Genomic DNA, 25,432 nt, shown 5'->3' with positions numbered 1-25,432 from the left:
AGGAGCAGCTTGACAGTGAGATCTAAAGATCGGGTTAGGCGCCCGCCAGGGCCCGCGTTACATAATGCTCCACCACGATTATATCGACGGCTTCCTCGATGTCCTCGAACGCGTCGACGATGACGTCGGGCTCCAGATCCTCAATGGGCACGGGGGTGTAGCCGAAGCTCACGCCGATCGACGGGATGCCGGCGTCGCGCGCACAGTCGATGTCGGGCGCTGCGTCGCCGACCATGACGGCGCGGGCCGGGTCGCCGCCGACGGACCGGATCGCCTCGATCACATGGGCGCCCGAGGGTTTGCGTTGGCTGACCCGGTCAGGGCCGACGATGGCGGCGAAATGCTTCGTCAGGTCGATCTTGCCCAGCAGCAGTTCCGAAAGGTCCGACCGCTTGTTGGTCACGACGATCAGGGTGGCGCCGCGCGCGGCCAGGGCTTCCAGGGTCTCGACCACGCCCTCGAACGGCCTGGAGTGGTCGGCGATGTGGTCGATGTAGTCGGCGATGAAGGCGTCGAACAGGACGGGGTCGTTCGCCGCCTCGACGGGCGCTCCCCCCAGCTCGAAACCGTGGACCAGCAAGGCGCGCGCGCCGCCGCCGATCAGTTCCCTTGCGCTCTCCATCGGCGCGGGCGGCAGGCCTTTCAGGGCCAGCATCCGGTTCAGCGTGCCGACCAGGTCCTCATGCGTCTCGACCAGGGTGCCATCCAGGTCGAAGGCAAGGGTCCAGCCTTCGAGGTCACGTTCGATCATCAGTCGTCTCCCGTCGGCCGTCCCGATGGGCTAGACCACGGCGCGTGACTAGACCCCGGACCGATTCATGACCACCCATCCCAGAGCCGCCATCATCCTTGCCGCCGGCCAGGGGACGCGGATGAAGTCGCCCCTGCCCAAGGTGCTGCACCCGGTCGGCCACCGCGCCATGCTGGACCACGCCATCGATGTGGCCGAGGCCCTGCACTGCGAGCGGATCGTCGTCGTGGTCGGCGCCCACTCCCCGGAGGTCCGCGCCCATGTCGTGGCGCGTCTGGGCGAGGACGCCGTTGCGGTCCAGGACCCGCCCATGGGCACGGGCCACGCTGTCCGCGCCGCCGAGGCGGTGCTGGGCGACTTCATCGGTCAGGTCGTGGTCACCTATGGCGACGTGCCCCTGATGCGCGCCGCCGACATCGAGGCGGTGTTCGAGACGCACGACGGCGTCACTGTGATCGGCTTCGAGGCCGCCGACCCGGGCGCCTATGGCCGTCTGGTCATGGACGGCGAAACCCTCGCCGCCATCACCGAAGCCAAGGAGGCGTCGCCTGAGGTTCTGGCAATAATCACTTGTAATTCAGGTGTTATGGCCGCACCGGTAGGCCTGTTGTTCTCCCTTCTAGCCGAGGTGAAGAACGACAATGCCAAGGGCGAATACTATCTGACCGACGTCGTCGAACTGGCCAGGAAGCGCGGAGAGCCGACCCGGGTGACCATGGCCTCAGAGGACTCCGTCATGGGCGTTAACGCACAGTTCGAACTGGCCCAGGCCGAGGCCCTGTTCCAGAAGATCCAGCGCGAGACCTTCCTCGCCGCCGGCGTCACCATGTCGGCGCCGGACACCGTCCACTTCGCCTGGGACACCGAGGTCGGGGCCGGATCAATCATTGATCCGTTCGTCGTCTTCGGCCCCGGCGCCCGCGTCGCCGAGCGCGCCCGCATCCGCAGCTTCAGCCATATCGAGGGCGCCACGGTCGCGACCGGCGCAGAGGTCGGCCCCTACGCCCGCCTGCGGCCCGGCGCGGACCTGGGTGAGGACGTAAAGGTCGGCAACTTCGTTGAGGTCAAGAATGTTCGCATGGATGCGGGCGCCAAGGCCAGCCACCTGTCCTATCTCGGGGACGGTTCGGTCGGGGCGGGCGCGAACATCGGCGCGGGCACGATCTTCTGCAATTACGACGGCTACAACAAAGCCCTGACGACTGTAGGCGAGGGGGCCTTCATCGGCTCCAACGCGTCTCTGGTCGCCCCGGTGACCATCGGCGCGGGCGCCATCGTCGGCTCGGGCTCGGTGATCGTCGAGGACGTCCCCGCCGATGCCCTGGCGCTTGCCCGTGGCCGTCAGGTGAACAAGGACGGCGCCGGCGCGGCCTTCCGCAACAAGGCGAAAGCGAAGAAGGCGAAGTCCTGGTGAGCGATCTGCAAAAACAACGCGCCGGAGAAGCCGCCGCCCTGCGCGTCGAGGCTGGCATGGTCGTCGGCCTGGGCACCGGCTCCACCGCCGCCTGGTTCGTCAAGGCTCTCGCGGCGCGTGGCCTGAACGGCCTGCGCTGCGTCCCGACCTCGGAGAAGACCGCCGACCTAGCCCGGGAACTGGGCCTGCCGCTGGTCACGCTGGAGGATGTCTCCCGCATCGACCTGACCGTCGACGGCGCCGACGAGATCGGGCCCGGCCTGGCTCTGATCAAGGGCGGCGGCGCGGCCCTGCTGCGCGAGAAACTGGTGTGGGAGGCGTCCAGCCGCTGCATCGTTATCGCCGACGCGGCCAAGGTCGTGCCGGTTCTGGGCGCCTTTCCCCTGCCGATCGAGGTGGTCGCCTTCGGTCACAAGACGACGGGCAACCGAATCGCCGACGTCCTGATCGACCACGACATCCAGATGCCCGCCCGTCTGCGTCAGGCGGATCGCGGCGTGGTCCGCACCGACGGCGGCAACGTTATCTACGACGCCAGATGCCAGGCCATCCATGACCCGGTCCGTCTCGCCGACGACCTGAAGCTGATCACCGGCGTGGTCGAGCACGGTCTGTTCCTCGACCTTGCTGACGAGGCGATCATCGGCACGGACACGGGCGTGGAGATCAGGCTGCCCTGACCTCCACGCCGGCTCCGGCGCTATTCTTCGGCGCTGTTCAGCCGGGAGTGGGCGCGATGGATCGAACTGGCGATTTCGCGATTGCTCGCCCGCGTGCTGCGCAGGGTGCGCCGGGCGTCATACAGTCCTTCGAGATAGGCGAGGTCCCACTGCGTCAGGCCTTCGGCCGTCTCGGGCGCATCGAACACGTTCAGCACCGAGGCGTAGGCGCTGGTGTCCGCTTCAGGGTCGATCTGGGCGAAGACCACCATCGAGACATAGTCCGCCAGTTGCTGGGCCGAAACGTTCGCCACCTGGTCCACATCCAGCACCACGACAGTCTGGATGATCTCGTCGACGACCTGGGTGGTCAGGTTCGAGGCGCGGCGCGTCGTCACGATCGGGGCATAGGTGTGCGAGTGATCGCATTCGTTGCGGCAATCGCCCGGCAGTCGCACGGCGCGGAGGCCCGTGTCGGTATCGACGGGCATGCTGACGGTCCACCAGCGAACCGGCGCATCGGAGGCCTTGAACGCGTCATAGGCCGTAAAGCCACGGTCCATGCCGCTGCCGCCCATCAGGAAGCGCGAGCGTCGCTCGGTCAGGGCCTGTGTCGCGGCGTCCGCGTCCGCGGCGGCGACGATCACGACGTTGGGCTGGCACCCCGGACGGCCGCTCTCTAGGCCCAGATCCTGGGCGACGGTCTGGACGCGATCGACGATGTACTGGCCGACGTCAGTGCGCAGATTGGCCACCCCGACGCACACGCGATTGTCCCAGCGCGCCAGACCCCGGTTACGTGCCGGGGCGGCGACCTCATCGACAAAGTTCAGGATCATGGTGTCCAGCGGACGGCCCGTGACCTCGATGTCCTCCAGCCGGATAGGCTCGCCCGTCTGGGCCACCTGCGGCGCCACCTGGAGCGGCCGGTTCGACGCATTGGCGTCACCCTCGATCGACAGGGTGGCCATAACGGCCAGGGCGGCGAGCGTAAGCATGGCGGTGTCTCTCCTGAACAGGTCCCGGAGACGAGGCTAACACTGATCTGTGGTTGTTCAACTGCGGCTGGTGCAACGCGCTTGCCGTGGCCTGAGAGCGACAGGCGCCACCCGCGCTGGGCGCGTTCCTGAGGCCCCGACACCGGCCTGTTCGAGCCCTGCCGTCACTGCGCAACGGTCAGGGGGGCCCGAGGCCTGGAGCTGAAGCGGGAAGGGCGCTTGTCCCGAGCGTCAGCGGCGCCTAAATCCGTCCGCCGACGCCGCCAGCGACGCCCGGCCTCTCCGGACGCTTCGGACGCTTCGGACTGTGTTTTCCGTCCGCTTCGAGATCGCCATGGCCGACTACGACTACGACCTCTTCGTCATCGGCGCCGGGTCCGGCGGGGTGCGCGCGGCGCGTCTGACGGGCCTCGGCGGCAAGCGCGTCGCCATAGCCGAAGAGTTCCGCGTCGGCGGCACCTGCGTCGTTCGGGGCTGCGTGCCCAAGAAATTCATGGTCATGGCCTCGGACTTCGCCCACCAGTTCGAAACCGCCGAGGGCTATGGCTGGACGGTGGAGGCCAGCTTCGACTGGCCGAAATTCATCCAGGCCAAGGACGTCGAGATCGCCCGACTGTCGGGCATCTATGCCGCCAACCTCGGCAAGGCGGGGGTCGAGCTGATCCACGGCCGTGCGGTCCTGAAGGATGCCCACACCGTCGAGATCGTCGGCAAGGACCAGACGATCACCGCCGAACGCATTCTGATCGCCACGGGCGGCCGGCCCTGGATGCCGGACGACCTGCCGGGCATCGAACACGCCATCACGTCGGAAGGGGCCTTCCACCTGCCCGAACTGCCCAAACGCATCCTGATCGCAGGCGGCGGCTATATCGCGGTGGAGTTCGCCGGCATTTTTGCGGGCCTGGGGGTTGAAACGACCCTGATCTATCGCGGCCCGAACATCCTGCGCGGTTTCGACGACGACGTTCGCGCCCACCTGGCCGGCGAGATCGAGAAGCGCGGGATCAAGGTGATCCTGGGTTCCCAGCACACCGAGATCACAAAGACCGCGACGGGTCTGATGAACGTTCTTGAAAACGGCATGGAGATCGAGACCGACGTCGTCATGTTCGCCACCGGCCGGGTCCCGCATGTCGTCGATCTGGGGCTGGAAACCGCCGGGGTCGAGCTGAACGAGAAGGGCGCTATCAAGGTTGACGCCCTGTCCCGGACCACCGCCGACAATATCTGGTCCATTGGCGACGTCACCGACCGGATGAACCTGACCCCTGTCGCCATCCGCGAGGCCGTGGCCTTCCACGAGACGGTCTACAAGGACAACCCGCAGCATTTCGACTACGAGGCCGTCGCCACGGCGGTCTTCAGCCAGCCGCCTGTCGGCGTCGTCGGCCTGGCCGAAAGCGAGGCCCGGCACACCTGCGCCAAGGGCGTCGATGTCTATGTGACCCGCTTCCGGCCGATGAAATACGCCTTCACCGGCAGTGATGAGCGGGTGCTGATGAAGCTGGTCGTCGATGCCGACACCGACCGCGTGGTCGGCGTCCACATCGTCGGTCCCGAGGCGCCGGAGATGATCCAGCTGGCGGCCATCGCCGTGAAGGCCGGCCTGACCAAGGCGCAGTGGGACGCCACCTGCGCCGTCCACCCTACGATGGCCGAGGAACTGGTGACCCTAAAGGTCAAGCAGTCGCAGGAAACGAGCGCGGGCTAAGCCGCACGTCTCCTCCCTGTCGCGCAGCGATGGGGAGGTGGCTCGGAGCGAAGCGGAGTGGAGGAAGGGCCGAATGTGGCCCAACGACGGGAGGGGTTCTTGCCGCCCTCCAGAACCCCTCCGTCAGCTCGCAAGGGCTCGGCGCCACCTCCCCATTCGCCAGGCGGCGAACAGGGAGGAGACCAGATTTGTTGTTTCGCAACCGCGAGAGGCCTATTCTTCTGCAATGACCAAGCGTTGGACCCCTGAATCCTGGAGAAACAAACCCATCGTGCACATGCCGATGGACTATCCGGACCCGCGCGCGCTCGCCGCCGTCGAGGACGAACTGCGCGCCCTGCCGCCACTCGTGTTCGCGGGCGAGGCGCGCAGCTTGACGGCCAAACTGGCCCAGGTCGAACGCGGCGACGCCTTCCTGCTCCAGGGCGGCGACTGCGCCGAGAGCTTCAAGGAGTTCTCGACCGACAACATCCGCGACACCTTCCGCCTGATCCTGCAGATGGCCGTCGTACTGACCTTCGCGGGTCGCAAGCCCGTGGTGAAGGTCGGCCGCATCGCCGGCCAGTTCGCCAAGCCGCGTTCCTCGGCGGTGGAGGAGATCGACGGCGTCGAGCTGCCATCGTACCGCGGCGACAACATCAACGGCTCGGCCTTTACGGCCGAGGAGCGGATCCCCGATCCCCAGCGTCTGCTGAAGGCCTACAACCAGTCGGCCTCGACCCTGAACCTGCTGCGCGCCTTCGCCGGCGGCGGCTATGCTGACCTTTACAACATCCATCGCTGGACTCAGGGCTTCGCCGACGGCGGCGTCGGCGCGCAGTACCGCGAACTGGCCGAGAAGATCGCCGAGGCCCTGGCCTTCATGGAGGCGGTCGGCGTCACGCCCGAATCCCATCCGGACCTCTCGCGCGTCGAGGTCTTCACCTCGCACGAGGCGCTGCTCCTGAACGTCGAGAGCGCCCTGACGCGCCTCGACGGCGGTTCGGGCGAATGGTTCGACACCTCGGCCCACATGCTCTGGATCGGCGAGCGCACGCGTCAGCTGGACGGCGCCCACGTCGAGTTCATGCGCGGTATCAGGAACCCGATCGGCGTGAAGTGCGGCCCGACGATGGAGCCGGACGACCTCTTGCCCCTGATCGACGCCCTGAACCCGGACAACACGCCCGGCCGCCTGACCATCATCGGCCGTTTCGGCCACGACAAGGTTCACGACCGCCTGCCGCGCCTGATGAAGGCCGCCAAGGCGCACGGCAAGAAGGTCATCTGGTCGATCGACCCGATGCACGGCAACACGCTGAAGGCCTCGAATGGCTACAAGACCCGCCCGTTCGATCGCATCCTGGGCGAGGTGAAGGGCTTCATCGAGGTGGCCGAGCACGAGGGCGTCCACCCCGGCGGCGTCCACCTGGAAATGACCGGCCAGAACGTCACCGAATGCCTCGGCGGCGCCCAGGCCGTGTCCGAGGACGACCTGTCCAGCCGCTACCACACCCACTGCGATCCGCGCCTCAACGCCGATCAGGCGCTGGAGCTGGCCTTCCTGGTGGCGGAGCGGCTGAAGTCGGGCCGCCTCAACAGGTCGAAGGCGGCATGACCACCGGGGCTGTCGGCAGGCCGGAGAGCGAGGATCGGGCAGGCCGCACGGCCTTCCAGGGCGCGCCCGGGGCCTTCAGCCACGAGGCCTGCATGGTCCTGCGTCCCTGGGACGAGCATGTGCCGTATGAGACCTTCGACGCAGCCATCGCCGCCGTGCAGTCGGGCGATTGCGACTGCGCCCTGATCCCGGTCGAGAACTCGACCATCGGTGTCGTGGAGCCAGCGGCGACCCTTGTGGCCGAGTCGGGCCTGCCGATTGTCGGCGATGCCTGGCGTCCCATCCGCATGGCCCTGATGGCGGTCGACGGCGCCGAGTTCGAACAGATCCGGACCGTGGCCAGCCATCCCATCGCCCTGCGCCAATGCGCCCGGACCGTGGCCGACATGGGCTTCGAGATCATCGAGGCCTTCGACACCGCCGGGGCCGCCCGGGAGGTCGCCGCGCTGGGCGACCGCACCCGCGCCGCCATCGCGCCGGTCGCTGCGGCCGAGGTTTACGGACTGACGGTTCTGCGCAACGATCTTCAGGATTCCGACGACAATCGCACGCGATTTGTTCTTCTGGCCCGCGAGCCGGGTTGACGTCGCACGATCGTTGCGTGTCTTAAGGCCCCATGGATCGCACACGATCCCCACAACCGGTTCGACTCATGTCCCCGCTGCGCGCTTCGCTTTCGATCCTTTCGCTCCGTTCGCGCGCGGCTGCCTGCTATCTCGGCTCCTGCTTTTACGGCTTTCGATACGCCGGCTGAGGCCTCGAGCATTCCTCGCTCCTGACAGCCTCGCCGGCGACCGCCCTCAACCAGGGCGGCGGCGCACCCCTTCGCCCTTCATCGAAATGCATCCCGTGAAAGCCCAAATCCCATGCCGAAATCGAACCTCCAGCAAGTCTGGCCCGACATGAATCCCGACGACATGTCGCCCGAGCAGATGGCCCTGGCCGCCCTGCGTCACGAGATCGACCTCGTCGACGACGAACTCCTGGTCCTGTTCCAGCGCCGCCTCGCCATCGCCGCTAAGGTCGGCCAGGCCAAGGACGCGCCCCACGGCCCCCACACCAAGCTCCGCCCCGACCGCGAACAGACCGTTTTGAGCCGCGTCATGGCCAGGGCCGAGCCCGAGAACGCCGTCGCCGTCGAGGGCCTGTGGCGCGAGATCGTCGGCTGGGGTCTGGCGCGCCAGGGCCAGCTTCAGGTCCAGGTCTGGGCTCCGACCGACCCGACCCGCGCCTTCGATGGCGCCCGCCATCGCTTCGGCACGGCCGCCTCGATCCGCATGGTCCGCGACCCGCAGGCCGCGCTCGCCTTCGCGGCGGAGGGCAAGGGTGTCGCTGTTCTGGCCGTGAACACCGAAGATTCCTGGTGGGTCGGTCTGCGCCGCGACTGGTCGAGCCTGAGCGTCTTCGACGGTTTCGGCTCGGCCGGCGGTCAGCCGACCTCTCTGGCTGTGGGCAAGATCGACCCGGCCGCCCTGCCCAGGGGCCGACGGGTCGTGGTCAGCGCGGGCGGGGACGCCGGCGACGGCGGCGGCGCGCGTCGCTGGGGCCTGAATACCCACCACGGCTGGACCCTGGCCCTGACCGAGGCCGACCTGACCCCCGGCGACGCCGAGGGCTGTGTCGGCGCGATCGGCTAGAGGGTCAGGCGGCGGGCGCGACTTGCGCGCGCGGCGTCACGCCGGGCTGCAGGGGGGCCGGCGAAGGCTGGCCCGGGTCGCCCGGCAAGGACTTGATGTAGCGATAGACGGCGCGCTTGTCGGCCTCCGACATCGCGCGGACGCTCGGCCAGGGCATGGGCGGCAGGCTGGCGCCCGTGCTCAGCAACTGGCCCCACTCGTCTTCGGAATGCCCCGCGACGGTCAGGCGCAGGTTCTTGCCGTAGCTGGTCCCCCAAGGGCCGCTGTGTCCCTCGGACGAGCCCTTCAGCCATTCGCTCTCCGGCGGCCGGGCCCCGCCGGTCATGGCGTACTGCGGCGTGTGGCAGTCGTTGCAGCCGCCGACCAGAACGACATAGCGGCCTGCCTCGATGTCGGACGCGGCGATGACGTGTGGCCCCCCGGCGCTGGTCGATAGCTTCACACCAGCCTGGTCGCAGCCGGACAGCAGGGCGGCGACGCCGAGACCCGCGACAACGAGCATCTTTGTGGTCATTTGATATTCCCCCGTTCGGTGAGGAGGGAACATGCACCACCGCCTGGGGTCAAGCTGGCGAGGGGTCAGACTGCCATGTTGTCGATCAGCCGCGTCGTTCCCAGCCAGGCGGCGGCCAGGATCCGGGCCGGTCCATCGACGACTCCGTTCGCAAATGCCGCCAGATCGTCGGCGCGGCGCACGGCGACATAGTCCACCCGCTCGAACCCGGCCTTCAGCAGCTCGGCGTAGGCCTCCCGCTCCACCGCTGCGAGCGGACGCCTGTCCGCCGCCTTCATCGCCGCCTCGGCCAGGATGCCGTTCAGCCTGCGCGCCACCGTCAGCTCGGCCTCGGCCAGATAGGCGTTGCGCGACGACAGGGCCAAACCGTGCCCGTCCCGCTCGGTCGCCGAACCCGCGATCTCGGTCGGGATGTCCAGATCACGGGCCATGCGGCGAACCACCAGCAACTGCTGATAGTCCTTCTCCCCGAACACGGCGACGTCGGCCTGGACCTGGTTGAGCAGCTTGGCCACGATCACGGCCACCCCGCCGAAGAAATGCGGCCGGAAGTCGGTCTCCAGCCCTTGCGACGGTCCGCCGACGCTGATGCCTGTGACGAAGCCCTCCGGATACATTTCCCCGACCGTCGGCGCGAACAGCAGGTCGCACCCGGCCCCGACCAGCAATCCCGCATCCTCTGTCTCGCGACGCGGGTAGGCGCCGAGGTCCTCATGCGCCGCGAACTGGGTCGGATTGACGAAGACGCTGGCGACCACCTTGTCCGCCCGCCGTCCAGCCTCGCGCACCAGGGTCAGATGGCCTTCGTGCAAGGCGCCCATGGTCGGCACGAAGGCTACGGCGAACCCCTGACGACGCCAGTCGCGCACGGTCGTGCGCAACGCTTCGACGGTTCGCGCGATGGGAAGGGGAGGAGCGTTCTCAGTCATGCTTACCGGGTTAACCCTTCGACTTAAGCCTGTTCGTGCACGGGACGGCAAAAGGTGCCCGGCTAAGGGTCGGCTTATGACGCCCAGCAGAATGCTTCGTCCAGTGCTCCTCGGTCTCGCCGGCCTCGCGACCTCGTCGTGCAGCCTGGTCGAGGGCGACCCGCACCGGTTCGAGTCCATGGCCCAGGCCGTGGCCGATATCCCTCTTGACGGGGGGCAGCGCCACAGTGTGCATCGACCCGTGCGCTCGGCGGCCGAGGGCGGCCTGCGTCCCGCGCTGGCCATGACCGAGGCGGTCGTGAACCCCGGCGCGCTGCGGGTCGAGGTCATGGATCCGCATGATCTGTGGGACGCGCGCGACGCCGGCCTGCGCGGCGCGGTCGAACGCGCCGCACCCGCCCTGATCGAGGCCGCGGCTCCCATGGTGGCTGAGGCGGTCGTCCAGCAGGTCTCGGACCGAATGCAGGCGCACCATGTCGAACGCGCTGTGGTCCGCTCCACTACGGCGGCCCCAACTGCGCCTGCGTCGCCTCGCACGACGCTTCAACTCGGCGCCTTCTCCAGCCCGGGCGCCGCCCGCGCCGCCTGGACGCGTATTGCCTCAGCCGGCCATGCGGTTGCCGAACTGTCTCCTGTGTTCGAAGCGGTTGAGGTCGATGGGCGCCGCCTGACCCGCCTCAAGGTCGTCGCCCCCGCCGACGCCGCCCGCGCCGTCTGCCGCGCCGCCGATGCGGCACAGCTGGGTTGCCTGCGCCGGGGCTAGCCTCCCAATCCATCATCCGTGCACCCCGGCCTTCGCCGGGGTGCACGGGTATAGGGGAGCGGTGAGCCCCGACGATCCCATCCACAGCCGTCTTTTAACCTTTCGTTGACGAAGGCGACGGCGAGCCCGATTCTGGCGAACCATGGCGACCGGCGAGTGAGTCGGTCGTCGCCAGCTTTCGGATCATCGGTTCATGACGCAGCCTCAGGTCATCGTCGTCGGCAACGAAAAGGGCGGGGCGGGCAAGTCCACCCTCGCCATCCATATCGTGTGCGGACTGCTGCACGCGGGCCGGCGGGTGGCCATCCTGGACCTGGACCTGCGCCAGCGATCCATGAGTCACTTCTTCGCCCACCGCGCCGCCTGGACCGCCGCCAACGGCGTGATCCTGCCCATGCCGATCGAGCCGGATCTCGGCGACGGCAAGGCTCTGGCCAAGGCCGGCGAGGCCGACCAGATCGCCTGCTTCGAGGCCGCCTTCGCCGAGGCGCAAGGCGCCGAAATCATCCTGATCGACACCCCCGGCGGCGACACCGCCCTGTCACGCGCGGCCCACGCCCGCGCCGACCAGATCGTTACCCCGATGAACGACAGCTTCGTCGACTTCGACATGCTGGGCACGGTCGATCCGGTGACGCTCGACCTTCTCAAGCCCTCCACCTATTCCGAGAGCGTCTGGGAGGCCCGCAAGCACCGCGCGATCTCGGAAGGCCGCCACGCCGCCATCGACTGGGTCATCATCACCAACCGCATGGCCGTCGCCGAGGCGCGCAATCGTCGCCGCCTGGACGACAAGATGCAGAAACTGGCCAAGCGGGTCGGCTTCCGCGTCGGTCCGGGCCTGCGCGACCGGGTCATCTACCGCGAGCTCTTCCCTTTCGGCCTGACCGTCGCAGATCTGTCGAGCGAGGTCCGCCCCGTGGCCGTGTCGCTGGCCCACGTCGCCGCGCGTCAGGAGATGCGCAATCTGATGCAGTCGCTCGGCCTGGATGAGGTCGCTCTGCCGGCCCTGGACGCGGCGGCCTGACCCAGGTCCCGCCATGGGTTTGATCTGGCTGGTGCTGGTCGGCATCGGAGTCTGGGCGCTGGTCCGGCTGGGCCGTCAGACCGAAGGTCCCCGGCGCGGCCAATGGCGAGTCGCCGCCACGCTCGTATCGGCCGCCATGCTGGCCGGAGGAGCGCTGGCCCTGTCGAAGGGCGCGTGGATCAGCGGCGGCGCGCTGGTCGGGGCGGCGCTTTGGTTGACCGTTGCGTCTCGCATCCGGCAGGTCGCCGCGAAGCGCGAAACCCTCGGGGACGTCGACGCCCGCTCGATCCTCGGCGTCGGGGCCGACGCCACCCCCGAAGCGATCAACGCCGCCTGGCGCCGTCTCATGGGGCGCGCCCACCCGGATCAGGGCGGCACCGAGGGATTGGCGGCACGGCTGAATGCGGCGCGCGACCGGCTGCTCCGCAAGTAACCCTCTCCCTCCCCCTCGGGGGAGGGTGGTCGGCGCGAAGCGGAGACCGGGTGGGGAGGGCGCGGCGAAACACGGGCAATCGGCGTCCGGCTCGCCGGCCGCACCCACCCGGCCGCTTCTCGGCCACCCTCCCCGGACGGGGAGGGAGAGACCGTTGCGCACCCTTTGCCTTCCGTCGCGACCGCTCGTAAACCTCGCGCCATGCCGAAGCTGACCTCCGCCATCGACCCGCAATCGCCGACCTTCAAGGCGCTCCACGCCCACAACACGGCCCTGAAGGTCGAGCTGCGCGAGCGGGTGGCCAAGGCCGGTCGCGGCGGATCGGACGCCAGCCGCGACCGCCACGTCTCGCGCGGCAAGCTTCTGCCTCGCGACCGCGTCGAACGCCTGCTCGATCCAGGCTCGCCCTTCCTTGAGGTCGGCCAGCTCGCCGCTAACGGCATGTACGGCGACGCGGCGCCGGGCGCCGGCATGATCTGCGGCGTCGGCCGGGTCTCGGGCCGCGAGGTCATGATCGTCGCCAACGACCCGACGGTGAAGGGCGGCGCCTATTTCCCGATGACGGTGAAGAAGCACCTGCGGGCCCAGGAGATCGCCGAACAGAACAATCTCCCCTGCGTCTATCTGGTCGATTCCGGCGGGGCCAACCTGCCGCATCAGGCCGAGGTCTTCCCTGACCGCGACCACTTCGGCCGCATCTTCTTCAACCAGGCGCAGATGTCGGCCAAGGGCATCCCCCAGATCGCCTGCGTCATGGGCTCCTGCACCGCCGGCGGCGCCTATGTCCCGGCCATGTCCGACGAGACGGTCATCGTCAGGAACCAGGGCACCATTTTCCTGGCCGGCCCGCCGCTGGTGAAGGCCGCCACCGGCGAGGTCATCTCGGCCGAGGACCTGGGCGGTGCCGAGACCCATTCGCGGAAGTCCGGCGTCGTCGACTATGTTGCCGACAACGACGAACACGCGCTGGAGATCGTGCGCGACATCGTCGGCCACCTGAACAGCGTCAAACGCGTCGACATGGACGTGCGCGAGCCGCGTGATCCCGTTCTCGACCCCGCCGAACTCTACGGCCTCATCCCCGACGACGTCCGCGCTCCCTATGACGTGCGCGAGGTCATCGGCCGCCTCGTCGACGGCTCGGAGTTCGAGGAGTTCAAATCGCTGTACGGCACCACCCTGGTCTGCGGCTTCGCCCGCATCTGGGGCTATCCGGTCGCCATCCTGGCCAACAACGGCGTGCTGTTCTCCGAGAGCGCGCTGAAGGGCGCCCACTTCATCGAACTGGCCTGCAAGCGGAAGATCCCGCTCGTCTTCCTGCAGAATATCTCCGGCTTCATGGTCGGCGGAAAATACGAGGCCGGCGGCATCGCCAAGGACGGGGCCAAGCTGGTCACCGCCGTCGCCGCGGCCGGCGTGCCCAAGTTCACCATCCTGATCGGCGGCTCCTTCGGCGCCGGCAACTACGGCATGTGCGGCCGCGCCTTCGGCCCGCGCTTCCTGTTCACCTGGCCCAACAGCCGGATCAGCGTCATGGGCGGGGAACAGGCGGCCAGCGTCCTCGCCACCGTCCACCGCGACGCCGACAGCTGGACTCCCGAACAGGCCGAAGCCTTCAAGGCGCCCGTTCGTCAGAAATACGAGGACGAGGGCAATCCCTACCATGCCACCGCCCGCCTCTGGGACGACGGAGTCATCGACCCGACCCAGACCCGCGACGTTCTCGGTCTGGCCATCTCGGCCAGTTTGAACGCACCGATAGCCGACACGACCTTTGGCGTGTTCAGGATGTGATTGAGGAGTTTCCCATGACCGACAAACCCACCGAAGCCGACCTGAACGCGTTGGACATCACCGATGCCGAGGCCGCCGAGATCAATGCGATCTCCCACCCGCTGTTGAGCGACCCGGCGCCGGACGCGAACGACGACCTGATTCAGGTGGACGGCACCGCCGACGGCGTGGTGTTCGTCACCATCAACCGGCCGCACAAGAAGAACGCCTTCGACGCCGCCACCGTCGCCGCCCTGTACGAGACGTTCGAGACGCTGCACGGGGCCGACAACGTGCGCGTCGTCTTCATCCGCGGCGCGGGCGGCACCTTCAGCGCCGGCGGCGATCTGAACTGGATGGCCGACGCCGCCGGCTGGTCCGAGAGCGACAACCGCGACGACGCCATGATGCTGGCGAAAATGCTCAAGGCCCTGCATGACATCCCGGCCCTGACCGTGGCTCTCGTCGAGGGCGCGGCCATGGGCGGCGGGGCGGGGATCGTCTGCGCCTGCGACATGGCCGTGGCGGTCGAGGGCAGCCGTTTCGCCTTCTCCGAGGTCAAGCTGGGGCTCATCCCCGCGACCATCGCCCCCTATGTGATCGAGGCCGTCGGCGCCCGCCGCGCGAAGCAGCTGTTCCTGACCGCCAACATCTTCGATGCCGACTACGCCGCCCACGCCGGGATCGTCGACATGGTCCTGCCCGAGGGCTCGATGGACGAGTTCATCTCCATGCTGACCGACAGCCTGACCCAGAACGCCCCCGGCGCCATGGGCGAGGCCAAGCGACTGGTTCGCGACGTCGCCGGACGCCACATCGATCACGGCCTGATGGAGGAGACCGCCAAACGCATCGCCCGCGCCCGCGTCTCCGACGAAGGCCAGGAAGGCGTCCGCGCCTTCCTCGACAAGCGCGCCCCGCGCTGGGCGGAATAGGGGACTTGCCCTCTCCCCTTGCGGGAGAGGGAGGCGGCGCACGAGAGCGCAGCGATCGTCCTTGCGCCGGCGGGTGAGGGGTGACACCGGCTCCAGCCGAATGAGCAGTGGTCCATCCATGACTTCAGCCGCCGGAGTGACCCCTCATCCGTCAGCCTTCGGCTGCCACCTTCTCCCACAAGGGGAGAAGGAGATCCCACGCCATACCCATCAACGCACGCCCGAAATCTTTCAACGATTCTAACGCCCGGCCGTGATTCATAGCTCTATTCCAGGCGCCCCTGAAAACCGTGAGACACTGTCTCCCGGTCTTTGACATCGCCGCCGCCACACGTCCGTCGATGTAGACTCTTTCGACTCTGTCGACTCTTTTTTGGAGTCGCGCTCCCCCGGCGAGGGAGGAGACAATCGCCCTCCGCCCCTCTAAACCGGGCCCATGTTCAAGTCCGTCCTGGTCGCCAATCGTGGCGAGATCGCCTGTCGCGTCTTCCGCACCGCAAAGCGGATGGGGATCCGCACGATCGCCGTCTATTCAGAGGCCGACGCCGGGGCCCTTCATGTCCGCGAGGCCGATGAGGCCGTCCTGATCGGCCCGGCGGCGGCGCGCGAATCCTACCTCGTCGCCGACAAGGTCTTGGCGGCGGCCAGGGCCACGGGCGCCGAGGCCATCCACCCCGGCTACGGCTTCCTGTCGGAGAACGCCGAGTTCGCCGAGGCGGTGATGGCGGCGGGCATCGTCTGGATCGGCGCCCCGCCGGCCTCGATCCGCGCCATGGGCCTCAAGGACGCCGCCAAAAAGCTGATTGTCGAGGCCGGGGTCCCGGTCACGCCCGGCTATATGGGCGAGGACCAGTCGCCCGACCGACTGAAATCCGAGGCCGACGCCATCGGCTATCCGGTCCTGATCAAGGCGGTCGCGGGCGGCGGCGGCAAGGGGATGCGGCGCGTCGACGCCGGCGAAGCCTTCCTCGACGGCCTGGCCTCGTGCCGACGCGAGGCGGCCTCCAGCTTCGGCGACGACCGGGTGCTGATCGAGAAATACATCCTCTCGCCCCGCCACATCGAGGTTCAGGTCTTCGGCGACAGCCACGGCGAGGTCGTCCACCTGTACGAGCGCGACTGCTCCCTTCAGCGCCGCCACCAGAAGGTCATCGAGGAGGCCCCGGCCCCGGGCATGGACGCCGCGACCCGCGAAGCCGTCACCTCGGCGGCGGTGAAGGCAGCGAAAGCCGTGAACTATATCGGCGCGGGCACCATCGAGTTCATCGCCGACGCCTCCGACGGGCTCAAGGCCGACCGTATCTGGTTCATGGAGATGAACACCCGGCTGCAGGTCGAACACCCGGTCACCGAGGCCATCACCGGCGTCGACCTGGTCGAATGGCAGTTCCGCGCCGCGGCGGGCGAGCCCGTGCCGCTGAAACAGGCCGATATCCCGATGAACGGCTGGGCCATGGAGGCCCGCCTCTACGCCGAGGATCCGGCCAACGGCTTCCTGCCCTCGATCGGGCGGCTGGATCATTTCGTGCTGCCTGACGACATCCGTGTCGACACCGGCGTCGAACAGGGCGGCGAGGTCAGCCAGTTCTACGACCCGATGATCGCCAAGCTGATCGTGCATGAAGACACGCGGGCGGCGGCGGCGGAGCGTCTGGCGCAGGCCTGCGGCGAGGTCGAGGTCTGGCCGGTCAGGACCAACGCCGGCTTCCTGACCCGCCTGCTGCGCCATCCCCGTTTCGTGACGGCCGATGTCGATACGGGCCTGATCGCGGCGGAGGCGGACACATTGGCGGCCGCGCACGACCCGGACATCGAAGCCGCCGCCATCGCCCTGGCGGCCGAAGACGAGTGGCATTCCCGCACCGGGTTCAAAGGCGCAGACAGGGCGTCGCCGTTCGAGGGCCTGCCCGGCGCGACGTTCGGCTTCCGCCTGAATGGCCCGTCGAGCGCCAGCTATGCCGCCCGCATCGGCGGCAAGCCCGTCGTCCGGCCCGTCCTGACCGACACGACGGATGGGTTCAAATGGCTGATCGGCGCGGATCAGATTCCGGCCGAGGTCGTCAACCAGCAGGTCCTGGTCGGTGACCGGGTCTTCAACTGGGCCTATGGAGAGGATGACGGCGACATCCTGTTCGCCGATGGTGAGGCGATCAGTGTCGCCTGGCGCGGCGGCGTGGCGGAAAGGGCCGGCGGCGGCTCAGCCTCGGACGGCTCCCTCCGCGCCCCCATGCCCGGCAAGATTGTCGCCACGCCCGCCAGGGCCGGCGACATCGTGACCAGGGGCCAGCCGATCATCGTGCTTGAGGCCATGAAGATGGAGCACGCCCTTGTCGCGCCGTTCGACGGCGTCGTCGGCGAGATCGGCTTTGCCGTCGGGGATCAGGTGACCGCTGACGCCGTGCTGGCGAAGGTCGAGGCTAGCACATAAGTCTCTCCCTCCCCCTCGGGGGAGGGTGGTCGCAGCGCAGCGGAGACCGGGTGGGGGCGGCAAGGCGAAACGCCGCCCTCCTGCATCCGCATCACCCGCCGTTCCCACCCCGTCGCTTCGCGACGACCCTCCCCGGTCGGGGAGGGAGATGCTAGTGACCGCCCATGCCTCTCCACATGATCAAGCTGTGCGTCGGCGTCGTCCACGTGGAAACACTGGAACGCCGCGCGGCCAAGGGCGAATGGCTGACCGTCAACACCCGGATGACGCCCAAGCGCGCGCCCGAGCTCGAGGACGGCGGCTCCCTTTACTGGGTCATGAAGGGCTCGGTGACCTGCCGGATGCCCATTCTGGATGTCTCGACCAGTGGGGAGGGCAAGGCCTCCATGTGCCTGATCAAGCTGTCGCCCGAGGTCATCCGCACCGCGCCCCAGGCCCGTCGCCCCTTCCAGGGCTGGCGCTACCTCGAGCCGAAAGACGCCCCGCCGGACCTGTCCTCGCTCGACGCCGGCGACATGCCCGAGGATCTGGCGAAACAGCTCCGCGAGATGGGGGCGTGGTGAACAAAGTGGCGAGTGGCGAGTGATTAGTGGCGAGCAAGTCGCTATAGCCGCCGCCCGGCCTCACCTCGCCACTCGCCACGAAGCACTCGCCACTCGATGTTCCTCAGCCCCTCCACCCGCGCCGCGACACGCGAGCTTCTGACCCTGGCCTGGCCGGTGGTGCTGGCGCGGATCGGCATCATGACCATGGGGCTGACCGACGCGATCGTGGTCGGCAATTACGCTTCGCGCGAGCTGGCCTTCCATTCCCTCGCCTGGGCGCCGCATTCGATCATCGTCGTGACGGCGGTCGGCCTGCTGTTCGGTGTCCAGGTCATGACGGCCCGGATGCTGGGCGAGGGACGTCGCGCCGAGGTCGGCGCCGTCCTCCGACGCGGACTCGTCTATGCGCTGCAGCTCGGCGTCGCCGCCTGTATCGCCCTGGTGTTCCTCGGCCCCTGGCTCCTGCGCCAGCTCAACCTCGAGGCCGGTCTGGCCGAGGGCGCGGGCCCGGCCCTGATCGTGCTCGCCCTGTCCATGCCCGCCTATCTCGTGTCGGTCGCGGCCCAGTTCTTCCTCGAGGCGCTCGGCAAACCCAAGCCCGGCATGGTCGCCATGTGGGTCGCCAATGGCGTCAACCTGGCCCTCAACCTGCTGCTGGTGCCCGATCTGCTCGGCCTCGGCATCAATGGCGCCGAGGCGTCCTGCTGGGCGACCTTCGCCGCGCGGGCGGCGCTGGCGATCTTCCTGGTGATCTACATCGTCCGCCTGCCGGAGGCGCGGGCGCTGGGGATCTTCACCCGGCCGAGGCCCGATCCGGTCGCCGCCGCCGAACAGCGCCGCATCGGCTATGGCGGCGGCTCGTCCTACTTCATCGAGGTCGCGGCCTTCGCCGCCATGACCTTCATCGCCGGCCAGCTGGGCGCCAACGAGACCGCCGCCTGGGCCGTGGTGCTGAACGTGTCCGCGATCGTTTTCATGGTCCCCATGGGCCTGTCGTCGGCGACGGCCGTGCTGGTCGGTCGCGCCTATGGGGCAGGGGACAGCGAAGGCGCGTTGCGGGCAGGCCTGGTCGGGATCGGCGTGGTCACCGGCCTGACCCTGATCGTCGCCCTGCTGGTCTGGCCCAGCGCGCATCTGATGGTCGGGGCCTACAATCGTGATCCCCTGCTCCTGGCCATCGCCGCGCCCGCCCTGGTTCTGGCGACCCTGTTCTTCGTGGCGGACGGCATCCAGGTCGTCGCCGCCCAGGCCAACCGTGCAGCGGGCGATGTCTGGTGGCCGACGATCATCCACTTCGCCGCCTATGGTGGGGTCATGATGCCTTTGGGCTGGGTCCTGGCGCACCAGATCGGGGTCAATGGCCTGGTCTGGGCCGTGATCATCGCCAGCCTGGTGTCTTCCGCCCTGTTGACGGGGCGGTTCATGCGGGTGGCCAGAAGGCTGCCGGCTTCGACTCAAGCGTTGCCTTAGGGTCGATCCGGAGAGAGAGTAGCGATTCAAAACCCGGAGTCGCCCGATGTCCCTGATCGCCCCCCTTCTGGTCCAGATCGCCCTGACCCTCGGCCTTGTCGGCCTCGTCGGCGTGTCCCGAATCGGCGCGCTGCGTCGGCGCGAGGTCCCGCTCGCGGCGGTCGCGGCCTCGAACGACGCCTGGCCCGAGCCGGTTCGCCTGATCTCCAACAACTACGCCAACCAGTTCGAGACGCCGGTGCTGTTCTACGTTCTGGTGCTGCTGGCCCTGCATCTGGGGGCGACGGGGCCGGGCCTGGCCGTCACAGCGTGGATCTTCGTCGCCTCGCGCCTGGCCCATAGCCTGATCCATCTGAACGGCAACAATGTGAGGCTGCGATTCAACGCCTTTGCCGTCGGGACCCTGGCCCTGCTGGCCATGGCGGTGCAGCTCGGATTCACGGCGTTCAGCTAGGACTTTGCCGCCGGGCCCGCCCCTCTCTATATGGTCGCCTTCCCCAACATCGGACGATCATGGCCCGCATCCTCATCACCTCGGCGCTGCCCTACATCAACGGCATCAAGCATCTGGGGAATCTGGCGGGCTCGATGCTGCCGGCCGACGTCTTCGCCCGCTTCAAGCGCGCCCAGGGGCACGAGACCCTCTACATCTGCGCCACCGACGAACACGGTACGCCTGCCGAACTGGCCGCCGGCGCCGCGGGTCAGGACGTCCAGACCTATTGCGACGAACAGCACGAGATCCAGAAGGCCGCCGGCGCCGCCTTCGGCCTCAGCTACGACTGGTTCGGTCGCTCCTCGCGCGAGCCCAACCGCCGCCTGACCCAGCATTTCGCCAAGGTGCTGGAGGAGAACGGCCTGATCGAGGAACGGGTCGACCGGATGATCTATTCGATCGACGACGCCCGCTTCCTGCCCGACCGCTATGTCGAGGGGACCTGCCCCCACTGCGGCCACGTGGGCGCGCGCGGCGACCAGTGCGACAACTGCGGCCGCCTGCTGGACCCGACCGACCTGATCGCCCCCTATTCTTCGGTTTCGGGCTCGACCAATCTGGAGGTTCGCGACACCCGCCACCTCTATCTTCTGCAGACGAAGATCGAGGGCCAGATCCGCGCCTGGATCGAGTCGAAGACCGACTGGCAGACCCTGGCCCGTTCGATCGCGCTCAAACACCTCGACGAAGGCCTGATCGACCGGGGCATCACCCGCGACCTGAAGTGGGGCGTGCCGGTGGTCGGTCCCGACGGCGGTTCGCGTCCGGGCATGGAGGGCAAGGTCTTCTATGTCTGGTTCGACGCCCCTATCGAATACATCGGCGCGACCGAGGAATGGGCCGCGGCCAACGGCACGACCTGGCGCGACTGGTGGCGGCTGGATGAGGGGGCGGACGACGTGCGCTACGTCCAGTTCATGGGCAAGGACAACGTCGCCTTCCACACCGTCAGCTTCCCCGCGACCATTCTCGGCTCCGGCGAGCCGTGGAAGACCGTCGATACGCTGAAGGCCTTCAACTGGCTGAACTGGTACGGCGGCAAGTTCTCCACGTCGCAAAAGCGCGGCGTCTTCATGGACCAGGCGCTGGAGATCCTGCCCGCCGACTACTGGCGCTGGCATCTGACCGCCTATGGGCCGGAAGGGTCGGATGCGGCCTTCACCTGGGAACAGTTCCAGTCGACGACGAACAAGGACCTGGCCGACGTCCTGGGCAATTTCGTCAACCGCATCGTCAAGTTCGCCGAGTCGAAATTCGACGGCGTCGTCCCCGAGGGCGGCGAACCCGGCCCCTTGGAAGCCAAGCTCGACGCCGACATCCGCGCCGGCATCGCCGAGGCGACCGAGGCCTTTGAGGCCCAGGAGTTCCGCAAGGCCTGCCAGGCCCTGCGCGCCGTCTGGGTCCTCGGCAACGAATACCTGCAGGAAGCCGCGCCCTGGACCGCGTTCAAGACCGATGTCGATCGCGCCGCCGTGGGTGTTCGCACGGGCCTGAACCTCGTCGCCCTGTTCGCCCGCATCGCCGCGCCCGTCATGCCCTTCTCGGCCGGGAAGATCGCCGCCGCCGTGGGCGAGACGGATCTCAGCTGGCCCGCCACCAACGCCGCGCTTCTGGACCAACTCCCGCGCGGTCAGACTGTCGCTGCGGCCGAGGTCCTGTTCAGGAAGATCGAGGACGTCCAGATCGTCGAATGGAGCGAGCGGTTCGGAGGGGCTCAGTGAAGCCCACGCTGGCGGATCACTCCCCGGCGACCCTCTCGGCGGTGCGCGCGCGCCTCGCCACCACCGGCCGCGCCCAACTTCACGACCTGCTGGCGGCTTCCTGTGCCGAACACCTGCGGGCCGAAGCGGAGCAGCCCGACTTCAACGTCGTCACCCGCCGCTCGACCGGTCATGTCGATCTCCCCGGCGCCTGGCTGTATTCGCTGGAGCCGCACCAGCGTCAGGCCCTGGGCCAGGCCGTCCAGGCCGCCGCGACTGACGCGTTTCAGTACCTGTTCGACAACCATCCGATCTACGATCTCGCCGAAGCCGGAGCAGCCGCTCCCGTCTGGGCCGATTTGGTCGCCTTCCTCAACGGCGAGGCCTTCCTAGGCCTGATGCGGGAGGCGACGGGCGAGCCCGGCATCGCCTAGGCCGACGCCCAGTTGACCCGCTTCCGCAAGGGGCACTTCCTGACCGAGCATGACGACACGGCCGAGGGGAAGAACCGCCTCTATGCCTATGTCCTGGGCCTGACGCCCGGCTGGCGGATCGACTGGGGCGGCCTGCTGGCCTTCCACGATGCCGAGGGCAATGTCGGCGAGGCCTTCACCCCGCGCTTCAACACCCTGAACCTGCTCAAGGTCCCGGCCCCCCATTCGGTGACCCAGGTCGCCCTGTCGGCCGGGGCCGACCGCGTGTCGATCACCGGCTGGCTGCGCGGGGCCTGACTATTCGAACAGACTCAGCGGCGCGCCGTAGGCGTCGGGCCAGCCGATATAGGCCACGTCGGTCGGGCCGATGACGAAGACGGTCACCGTCCAGCGTCCTTTCACGCGGTGCATCAGCCCATAGGTCGCCGGGCCGTCGAACACGCCCTCGGCAATCGCTTCGGCGAAGCCGGCCTGGGCGAAGTCGATGGGGCGGCCGTCGGGGCGCTGCACCGAGCCGGCGTAGAAGGCCCAGTCGCCCTGGATCTTCAGCGTATCGACCATGAACTGAACCGGCTGGCCCAGCTCGTCCTCGACCGACGGACGCAGCGTATTCAGCAGCGTCCGCCGCAGGGGGTCGCCGACCGGCACGGATCGCGGTCCCGCCTGGACGACGACCGCGGGCGGTGCGACCGGCGCGGCCGTCATCGGCCCCGCGATCAGCGCGGAAATCAGAATGACGCTCACTTCAGCCTCCGCCTTGCGGCCGGGTCGGCGGACTATTCCGCCTTTGCCGGCTCCGGTGAGGCTACTGCGGTCCCGGTCGGGGCGGAAGCGGCCTCCGCCGCTGCATCAGGCGAGGTCAGGGGCTCGCCTGTGCCGGGCAGGGCGCTGTCCTCGGTCCGCACGCCCTGCTGGAACTTCTCGACCTCATAGGGGGAGATATCGAGGAAGGCCGGGGCGGCGGCGTTGAATTGCTCCAGATTGCCGGTCCGCACCACGACCGAGCGCGCGCCGTCCCAGATCATGTGCAGGGCGACGTACAGGACGATGACCAGGCCGATGTAGCCGATCCAGCGGTACTTGTTCAGCAGCTTGGCGATGAAGGTCGCGGCCAGCCCCATCAGGGCGATGGACAGGATCAGGCCGAACACCATGATCCACGGATGCTCGTGAGCCGCGCCGGCCACGGCCAGCACATTGTCGAGCGACATGGTCACGTCGGCGATCATGATCTGCAGCAGGGCGGCGCCGAAGGTCTTGCGCTTCAGGCCCAGGGCCTCGGGGGCCGGTCCGCCGCCGTGGTGGGCGGACAGGGCGGTTTCGAGCTCGGCCTCGGCCTCGGCCTGGTCGTGAGTCTTATGCTCCTGCAGTTCGCGCCACATCTTCCAGCAGACCCAAAGCAGCAGGATGCCGCCGGCCAGCAGCAGGCCGACAATGGCCAGAAGCTGCACCGTGATCAGGGCGAAACCGATCCGCAGCACGACGGCGGCCGCCAGACCGATCAGGATCGCCTTCTTGCGCTGTTCGGGCGCGAGGGCGGCGGCGGCCAGGCCCACGGCCACGGCGTTGTCGCCTGCGAGCACCAGGTCGATGGCCATGACCTGACCGAGCGCGGTCAACTGGCTGGCGAGTTCGGGAGAGCTGAGGAATTCCATTGGCGGTCTCTAGCGTCGCGAACGTCATGCGCCAAGTCTCCTCCCCGTCGCCGAACGACCACGGGGAGGAAAGCCACTAGCCGCGCTGTTTCTTGGTCGCTTCATAGAGGGCCACGGCCGCCGCATTGGATACGTTGAGGCTCTCGAAGCCGCCCGGCATGGGGATCCTGGCCAGGACGTCGCAGTGTTCGGCGACGAGACGGCGGATGCCGTCGCCTTCGGAGCCCATGACCAGAACGGTCGGCCGGTGATCCAGCGCATTCTCGAGCAGTTCCTCGGACGATCCATCCAGTCCGACCGCCCGCCAGCCCAGATCGGCCAGCCGCTCCAGCGCCCGGGACAGATTCGTCACCCGCGCGCACGGCAGGCGCTCCGTCGCCCCGGCCGCCGCCTTGGCGAGCGCTCCGGCCAGCACCGGCGAATGCCGGTCCTGAACGATGATTCCCCGCGCGCCGAACGCCAGGGCCGAGCGGAAGATGGCGCCGACGTTCTGGGGGTCGGTCAGTTGATCCAGCATGACGATGATTCCCTCGGCCGGATCGGCGAAGTCCTCGATCGCCACGCCTTCCAGCGGCTGGACCTTGAAGGCCAGGCCCTGGTGCACCGCGCCTGCGGGCAGCATCCGCTCCAGCGCCAGCGATTCGATCACCTCGACCTTGTGGCCGTTGGGGATGCCGTCGCGTTCCAGCTCGGCGGCGCGATCGGCGGTCGCCAGCAGACGCCCCATGCCCTTGCGCGCCGGGTTCGCCAGCGCCGCCAGCACGGGATGACGGCCCCACACGAAGCCGTCGGCGTCGACCTTGCCCCGCCCGGCGCGCGGCGCGGCGGTGGAGAAGGCCTTGGTTGGCGGGTTGGGGTTCCAGCCACCGCGGTCGGGGCCGCCCTTGGGCGCCCCTTTGGACTCTGGCGAAGCGTCGCCGGACCGGCCTTTGAAGGCCGGTTTGCCGGTCGGCTTTTGGCCCGATTTCCGGTCGTTGCGTTCTGGATTTCTCGACACTATAAGACGCCCTCCGATTTGGAGCCCTAGGGCTTTCGGGTCTGGCGCTCCCTCTATCTCAGGCGTGTCCCGACCCCGAAGCCTTTTGTTCCGACGCCGGTCGAAAGATTGGTCAGGGACGGTTCGGACGGATCGACATAGCGCGCTGGGGGAATGTCCCGAGTGGCAAAGGGGGGGGACTGTAAATCCCCTGCGTAAGCTTCGCAGGTTCGAGTCCTGCTTCCCCCACCACGCGCTTTCGATACGGACGGCAGGGTTTTCGAGGACGATCAGCTGCGGAAGTTTCTTTGTGAAAACAAAGGACTGCCGTGGTTTCCGTGCGGGTATAGTATAATGGTAATACAGCAGCCTTCCAAGCTGAATATGTCGGTTCGATTCCGTCTACCCGCTCCATATTTTTGATAAGCACCAGCGCCCCCGAGCCGGGCCATCAGGAGTTTGGCCATGGCCAAGGAAAAGTTCGAACGTAACAAGCCGCATTGCAACATCGGCACGATCGGTCACGTGGACCACGGCAAGACGACGCTGACGGCTGCGATCACGATGGTTCTGGCCAAGGCCAG

At 68.1% G+C, this 25,432-nt stretch carries 26 protein-coding genes and 2 tRNA genes; 21 read left to right on the top strand and 7 right to left on the bottom strand.

Annotated features, from left to right (window positions below; genetic code table 11):
• Positions 1-34: 34 nt before the first annotated feature.
• Positions 35-751 carry an HAD-IA family hydrolase gene (locus tag ACP7AZ_RS15600; protein ID WP_426039550.1) on the bottom strand — a complete coding sequence of 239 codons (717 nt, stop codon included), beginning with the start codon at positions 749-751 and terminating at the stop codon, positions 35-37.
• 67 nt (positions 752-818) lie between these two features.
• Here ACP7AZ_RS15600 and glmU point away from each other — a divergent pair, with 67 nt between their 5' ends.
• A complete protein-coding gene (gene glmU, locus ACP7AZ_RS15595; RefSeq protein ID WP_426039549.1) occupies positions 819-2,165 on the top strand; it encodes a bifunctional UDP-N-acetylglucosamine diphosphorylase/glucosamine-1-phosphate N-acetyltransferase GlmU in 1,347 nt (448 codons plus the stop codon).
• A complete protein-coding gene (gene rpiA / locus ACP7AZ_RS15590) occupies positions 2,159-2,845 on the top strand; it encodes a ribose-5-phosphate isomerase RpiA (protein WP_426039589.1) in 687 nt (228 codons plus the stop codon). The genes glmU and rpiA overlap by 7 nt, the downstream gene beginning before the upstream one ends.
• 20 nt (positions 2,846-2,865) lie before the next feature.
• Here the strand turns inward: rpiA and ACP7AZ_RS15585 are convergent, their stop codons facing one another.
• Entirely contained in the window at positions 2,866-3,822 is a 957-nt protein-coding gene (locus ACP7AZ_RS15585) for a hypothetical protein (protein ID WP_426039548.1), read from the bottom strand.
• Between the two features lie 334 nt (positions 3,823-4,156).
• Here ACP7AZ_RS15585 and gor point away from each other — a divergent pair, with 334 nt between their 5' ends.
• From gor to ACP7AZ_RS15565, 4 genes are all read left to right on the top strand, one after another.
• Positions 4,157-5,536 carry a glutathione-disulfide reductase gene (gene gor, locus ACP7AZ_RS15580; RefSeq protein WP_426039547.1) on the top strand — a complete coding sequence of 460 codons (1,380 nt, stop codon included), beginning with the start codon at positions 4,157-4,159 and terminating at the stop codon, positions 5,534-5,536.
• A gap of 226 nt (positions 5,537-5,762) precedes the next feature.
• Positions 5,763-7,133 (top strand): class II 3-deoxy-7-phosphoheptulonate synthase, encoded by a 1,371-nt coding sequence (locus tag ACP7AZ_RS15575; RefSeq protein ID WP_426039546.1) that lies wholly within the window; start codon positions 5,763-5,765, stop codon positions 7,131-7,133.
• Positions 7,130-7,717 (top strand): prephenate dehydratase domain-containing protein, encoded by a 588-nt coding sequence (locus ACP7AZ_RS15570; RefSeq protein WP_426039545.1) that lies wholly within the window; start codon positions 7,130-7,132, stop codon positions 7,715-7,717. The genes ACP7AZ_RS15575 and ACP7AZ_RS15570 overlap by 4 nt, the downstream gene beginning before the upstream one ends.
• Positions 7,718-7,999: 282 nt before the next feature.
• Entirely contained in the window at positions 8,000-8,770 is a 771-nt protein-coding gene (locus tag ACP7AZ_RS15565) for a chorismate mutase (RefSeq protein ID WP_426039544.1), read from the top strand.
• 4 nt (positions 8,771-8,774) lie between these two features.
• Here ACP7AZ_RS15565 and ACP7AZ_RS15560 read toward each other — a convergent pair whose 3' ends face one another.
• Positions 8,775-9,284 carry a cytochrome C gene (locus ACP7AZ_RS15560; RefSeq protein WP_426039543.1) on the bottom strand — a complete coding sequence of 170 codons (510 nt, stop codon included), beginning with the start codon at positions 9,282-9,284 and terminating at the stop codon, positions 8,775-8,777.
• A 65-nt stretch (positions 9,285-9,349) separates the two neighbouring features.
• Positions 9,350-10,213, bottom strand: a complete 864-nt coding sequence (panC, locus tag ACP7AZ_RS15555; RefSeq protein WP_426039542.1) for a pantoate--beta-alanine ligase — start codon at positions 10,211-10,213, stop codon at positions 9,350-9,352.
• A gap of 76 nt (positions 10,214-10,289) precedes the next feature.
• Here panC and ACP7AZ_RS15550 point away from each other — a divergent pair, with 76 nt between their 5' ends.
• From ACP7AZ_RS15550 to ACP7AZ_RS15495, 12 genes are all read left to right on the top strand, one after another.
• Positions 10,290-10,976, top strand: a complete 687-nt coding sequence (locus ACP7AZ_RS15550) for an SPOR domain-containing protein (RefSeq protein WP_426039541.1) — start codon at positions 10,290-10,292, stop codon at positions 10,974-10,976.
• Between the two features lie 193 nt (positions 10,977-11,169).
• Positions 11,170-12,003, top strand: a complete 834-nt coding sequence (locus tag ACP7AZ_RS15545; RefSeq protein ID WP_426039540.1) for a division plane positioning ATPase MipZ — start codon at positions 11,170-11,172, stop codon at positions 12,001-12,003.
• A gap of 13 nt (positions 12,004-12,016) precedes the next feature.
• Complete coding sequence (locus tag ACP7AZ_RS15540; protein WP_426039539.1) at positions 12,017-12,436, top strand: J domain-containing protein; 420 nt, start codon at positions 12,017-12,019, stop codon at positions 12,434-12,436.
• Between the two features lie 201 nt (positions 12,437-12,637).
• On the top strand, positions 12,638-14,230 hold the full coding sequence (locus tag ACP7AZ_RS15535; RefSeq protein WP_426039538.1) for a carboxyl transferase domain-containing protein: 1,593 nt from the start codon (positions 12,638-12,640) through the stop codon (positions 14,228-14,230).
• A gap of 14 nt (positions 14,231-14,244) precedes the next feature.
• A complete protein-coding gene (locus tag ACP7AZ_RS15530) occupies positions 14,245-15,144 on the top strand; it encodes an enoyl-CoA hydratase-related protein (RefSeq protein WP_426039537.1) in 900 nt (299 codons plus the stop codon).
• 436 nt (positions 15,145-15,580) lie between these two features.
• Positions 15,581-17,572: an acetyl/propionyl/methylcrotonyl-CoA carboxylase subunit alpha gene (locus tag ACP7AZ_RS15525; protein ID WP_426039536.1), complete on the top strand. Its 1,992-nt coding sequence runs from the start codon at positions 15,581-15,583 to the stop codon at positions 17,570-17,572.
• A gap of 164 nt (positions 17,573-17,736) precedes the next feature.
• Entirely contained in the window at positions 17,737-18,135 is a 399-nt protein-coding gene (locus ACP7AZ_RS15520) for a DUF1489 domain-containing protein (protein WP_426039535.1), read from the top strand.
• Between the two features lie 96 nt (positions 18,136-18,231).
• The gene (locus ACP7AZ_RS15515; RefSeq protein ID WP_426039534.1) at positions 18,232-19,587 is read left to right on the top strand and encodes an MATE family efflux transporter; all 1,356 of its coding nucleotides are present in this window, start codon (positions 18,232-18,234) and stop codon (positions 19,585-19,587) included.
• A gap of 46 nt (positions 19,588-19,633) precedes the next feature.
• Positions 19,634-20,041, top strand: coding sequence for an MAPEG family protein (locus ACP7AZ_RS15510; protein ID WP_426039533.1), 408 nt, complete (start codon positions 19,634-19,636; stop codon positions 20,039-20,041).
• A 59-nt stretch (positions 20,042-20,100) separates the two neighbouring features.
• Positions 20,101-21,804, top strand: a complete 1,704-nt coding sequence (gene metG / locus ACP7AZ_RS15505) for a methionine--tRNA ligase (RefSeq protein ID WP_426039532.1) — start codon at positions 20,101-20,103, stop codon at positions 21,802-21,804.
• A complete protein-coding gene (locus ACP7AZ_RS15500; RefSeq protein ID WP_426039531.1) occupies positions 21,801-22,217 on the top strand; it encodes a hypothetical protein in 417 nt (138 codons plus the stop codon). The genes metG and ACP7AZ_RS15500 overlap by 4 nt, the downstream gene beginning before the upstream one ends.
• 12 nt (positions 22,218-22,229) lie before the next feature.
• Positions 22,230-22,514: a 2OG-Fe(II) oxygenase family protein gene (locus ACP7AZ_RS15495; protein WP_426039530.1), complete on the top strand. Its 285-nt coding sequence runs from the start codon at positions 22,230-22,232 to the stop codon at positions 22,512-22,514.
• Here the strand turns inward: ACP7AZ_RS15495 and ACP7AZ_RS15490 are convergent, their stop codons facing one another.
• From ACP7AZ_RS15490 to rlmB, 3 genes are all read right to left on the bottom strand, one after another.
• Positions 22,515-22,961, bottom strand: coding sequence for a hypothetical protein (locus ACP7AZ_RS15490; RefSeq protein ID WP_426039529.1), 447 nt, complete (start codon positions 22,959-22,961; stop codon positions 22,515-22,517).
• Positions 22,962-22,993: 32 nt separating this feature from the next.
• The gene (locus ACP7AZ_RS15485) at positions 22,994-23,872 is read right to left on the bottom strand and encodes a TerC family protein (protein WP_426039528.1); all 879 of its coding nucleotides are present in this window, start codon (positions 23,870-23,872) and stop codon (positions 22,994-22,996) included.
• A 76-nt stretch (positions 23,873-23,948) separates the two neighbouring features.
• A complete protein-coding gene (rlmB, locus tag ACP7AZ_RS15480; protein WP_426039527.1) occupies positions 23,949-24,869 on the bottom strand; it encodes a 23S rRNA (guanosine(2251)-2'-O)-methyltransferase RlmB in 921 nt (306 codons plus the stop codon).
• Between the two features lie 147 nt (positions 24,870-25,016).
• Here rlmB and ACP7AZ_RS15475 point away from each other — a divergent pair.
• The 3 genes from ACP7AZ_RS15475 to ACP7AZ_RS15465 form a co-directional block, all read left to right on the top strand.
• Positions 25,017-25,100: transfer RNA gene (locus ACP7AZ_RS15475), tRNA-Tyr, on the top strand.
• An 88-nt stretch (positions 25,101-25,188) separates the two neighbouring features.
• Positions 25,189-25,262, top strand: a tRNA-Gly gene (locus ACP7AZ_RS15470).
• Positions 25,263-25,313: 51 nt separating this feature from the next.
• Positions 25,314-25,432, top strand: a 119-nt coding sequence (locus ACP7AZ_RS15465) for a GTP-binding protein (RefSeq protein WP_426038994.1), incomplete at its 3' end; no start/stop codon positions are given.

This window comes from Brevundimonas sp. DC300-4, from assembly GCF_049897365.1.
In the GTDB taxonomy this organism is placed as follows: domain Bacteria; phylum Pseudomonadota; class Alphaproteobacteria; order Caulobacterales; family Caulobacteraceae; genus Brevundimonas.
The sequence above is the reverse complement of the archived record's forward strand: the minus strand, read 5'-3'. Positions and strand labels throughout refer to the sequence as shown.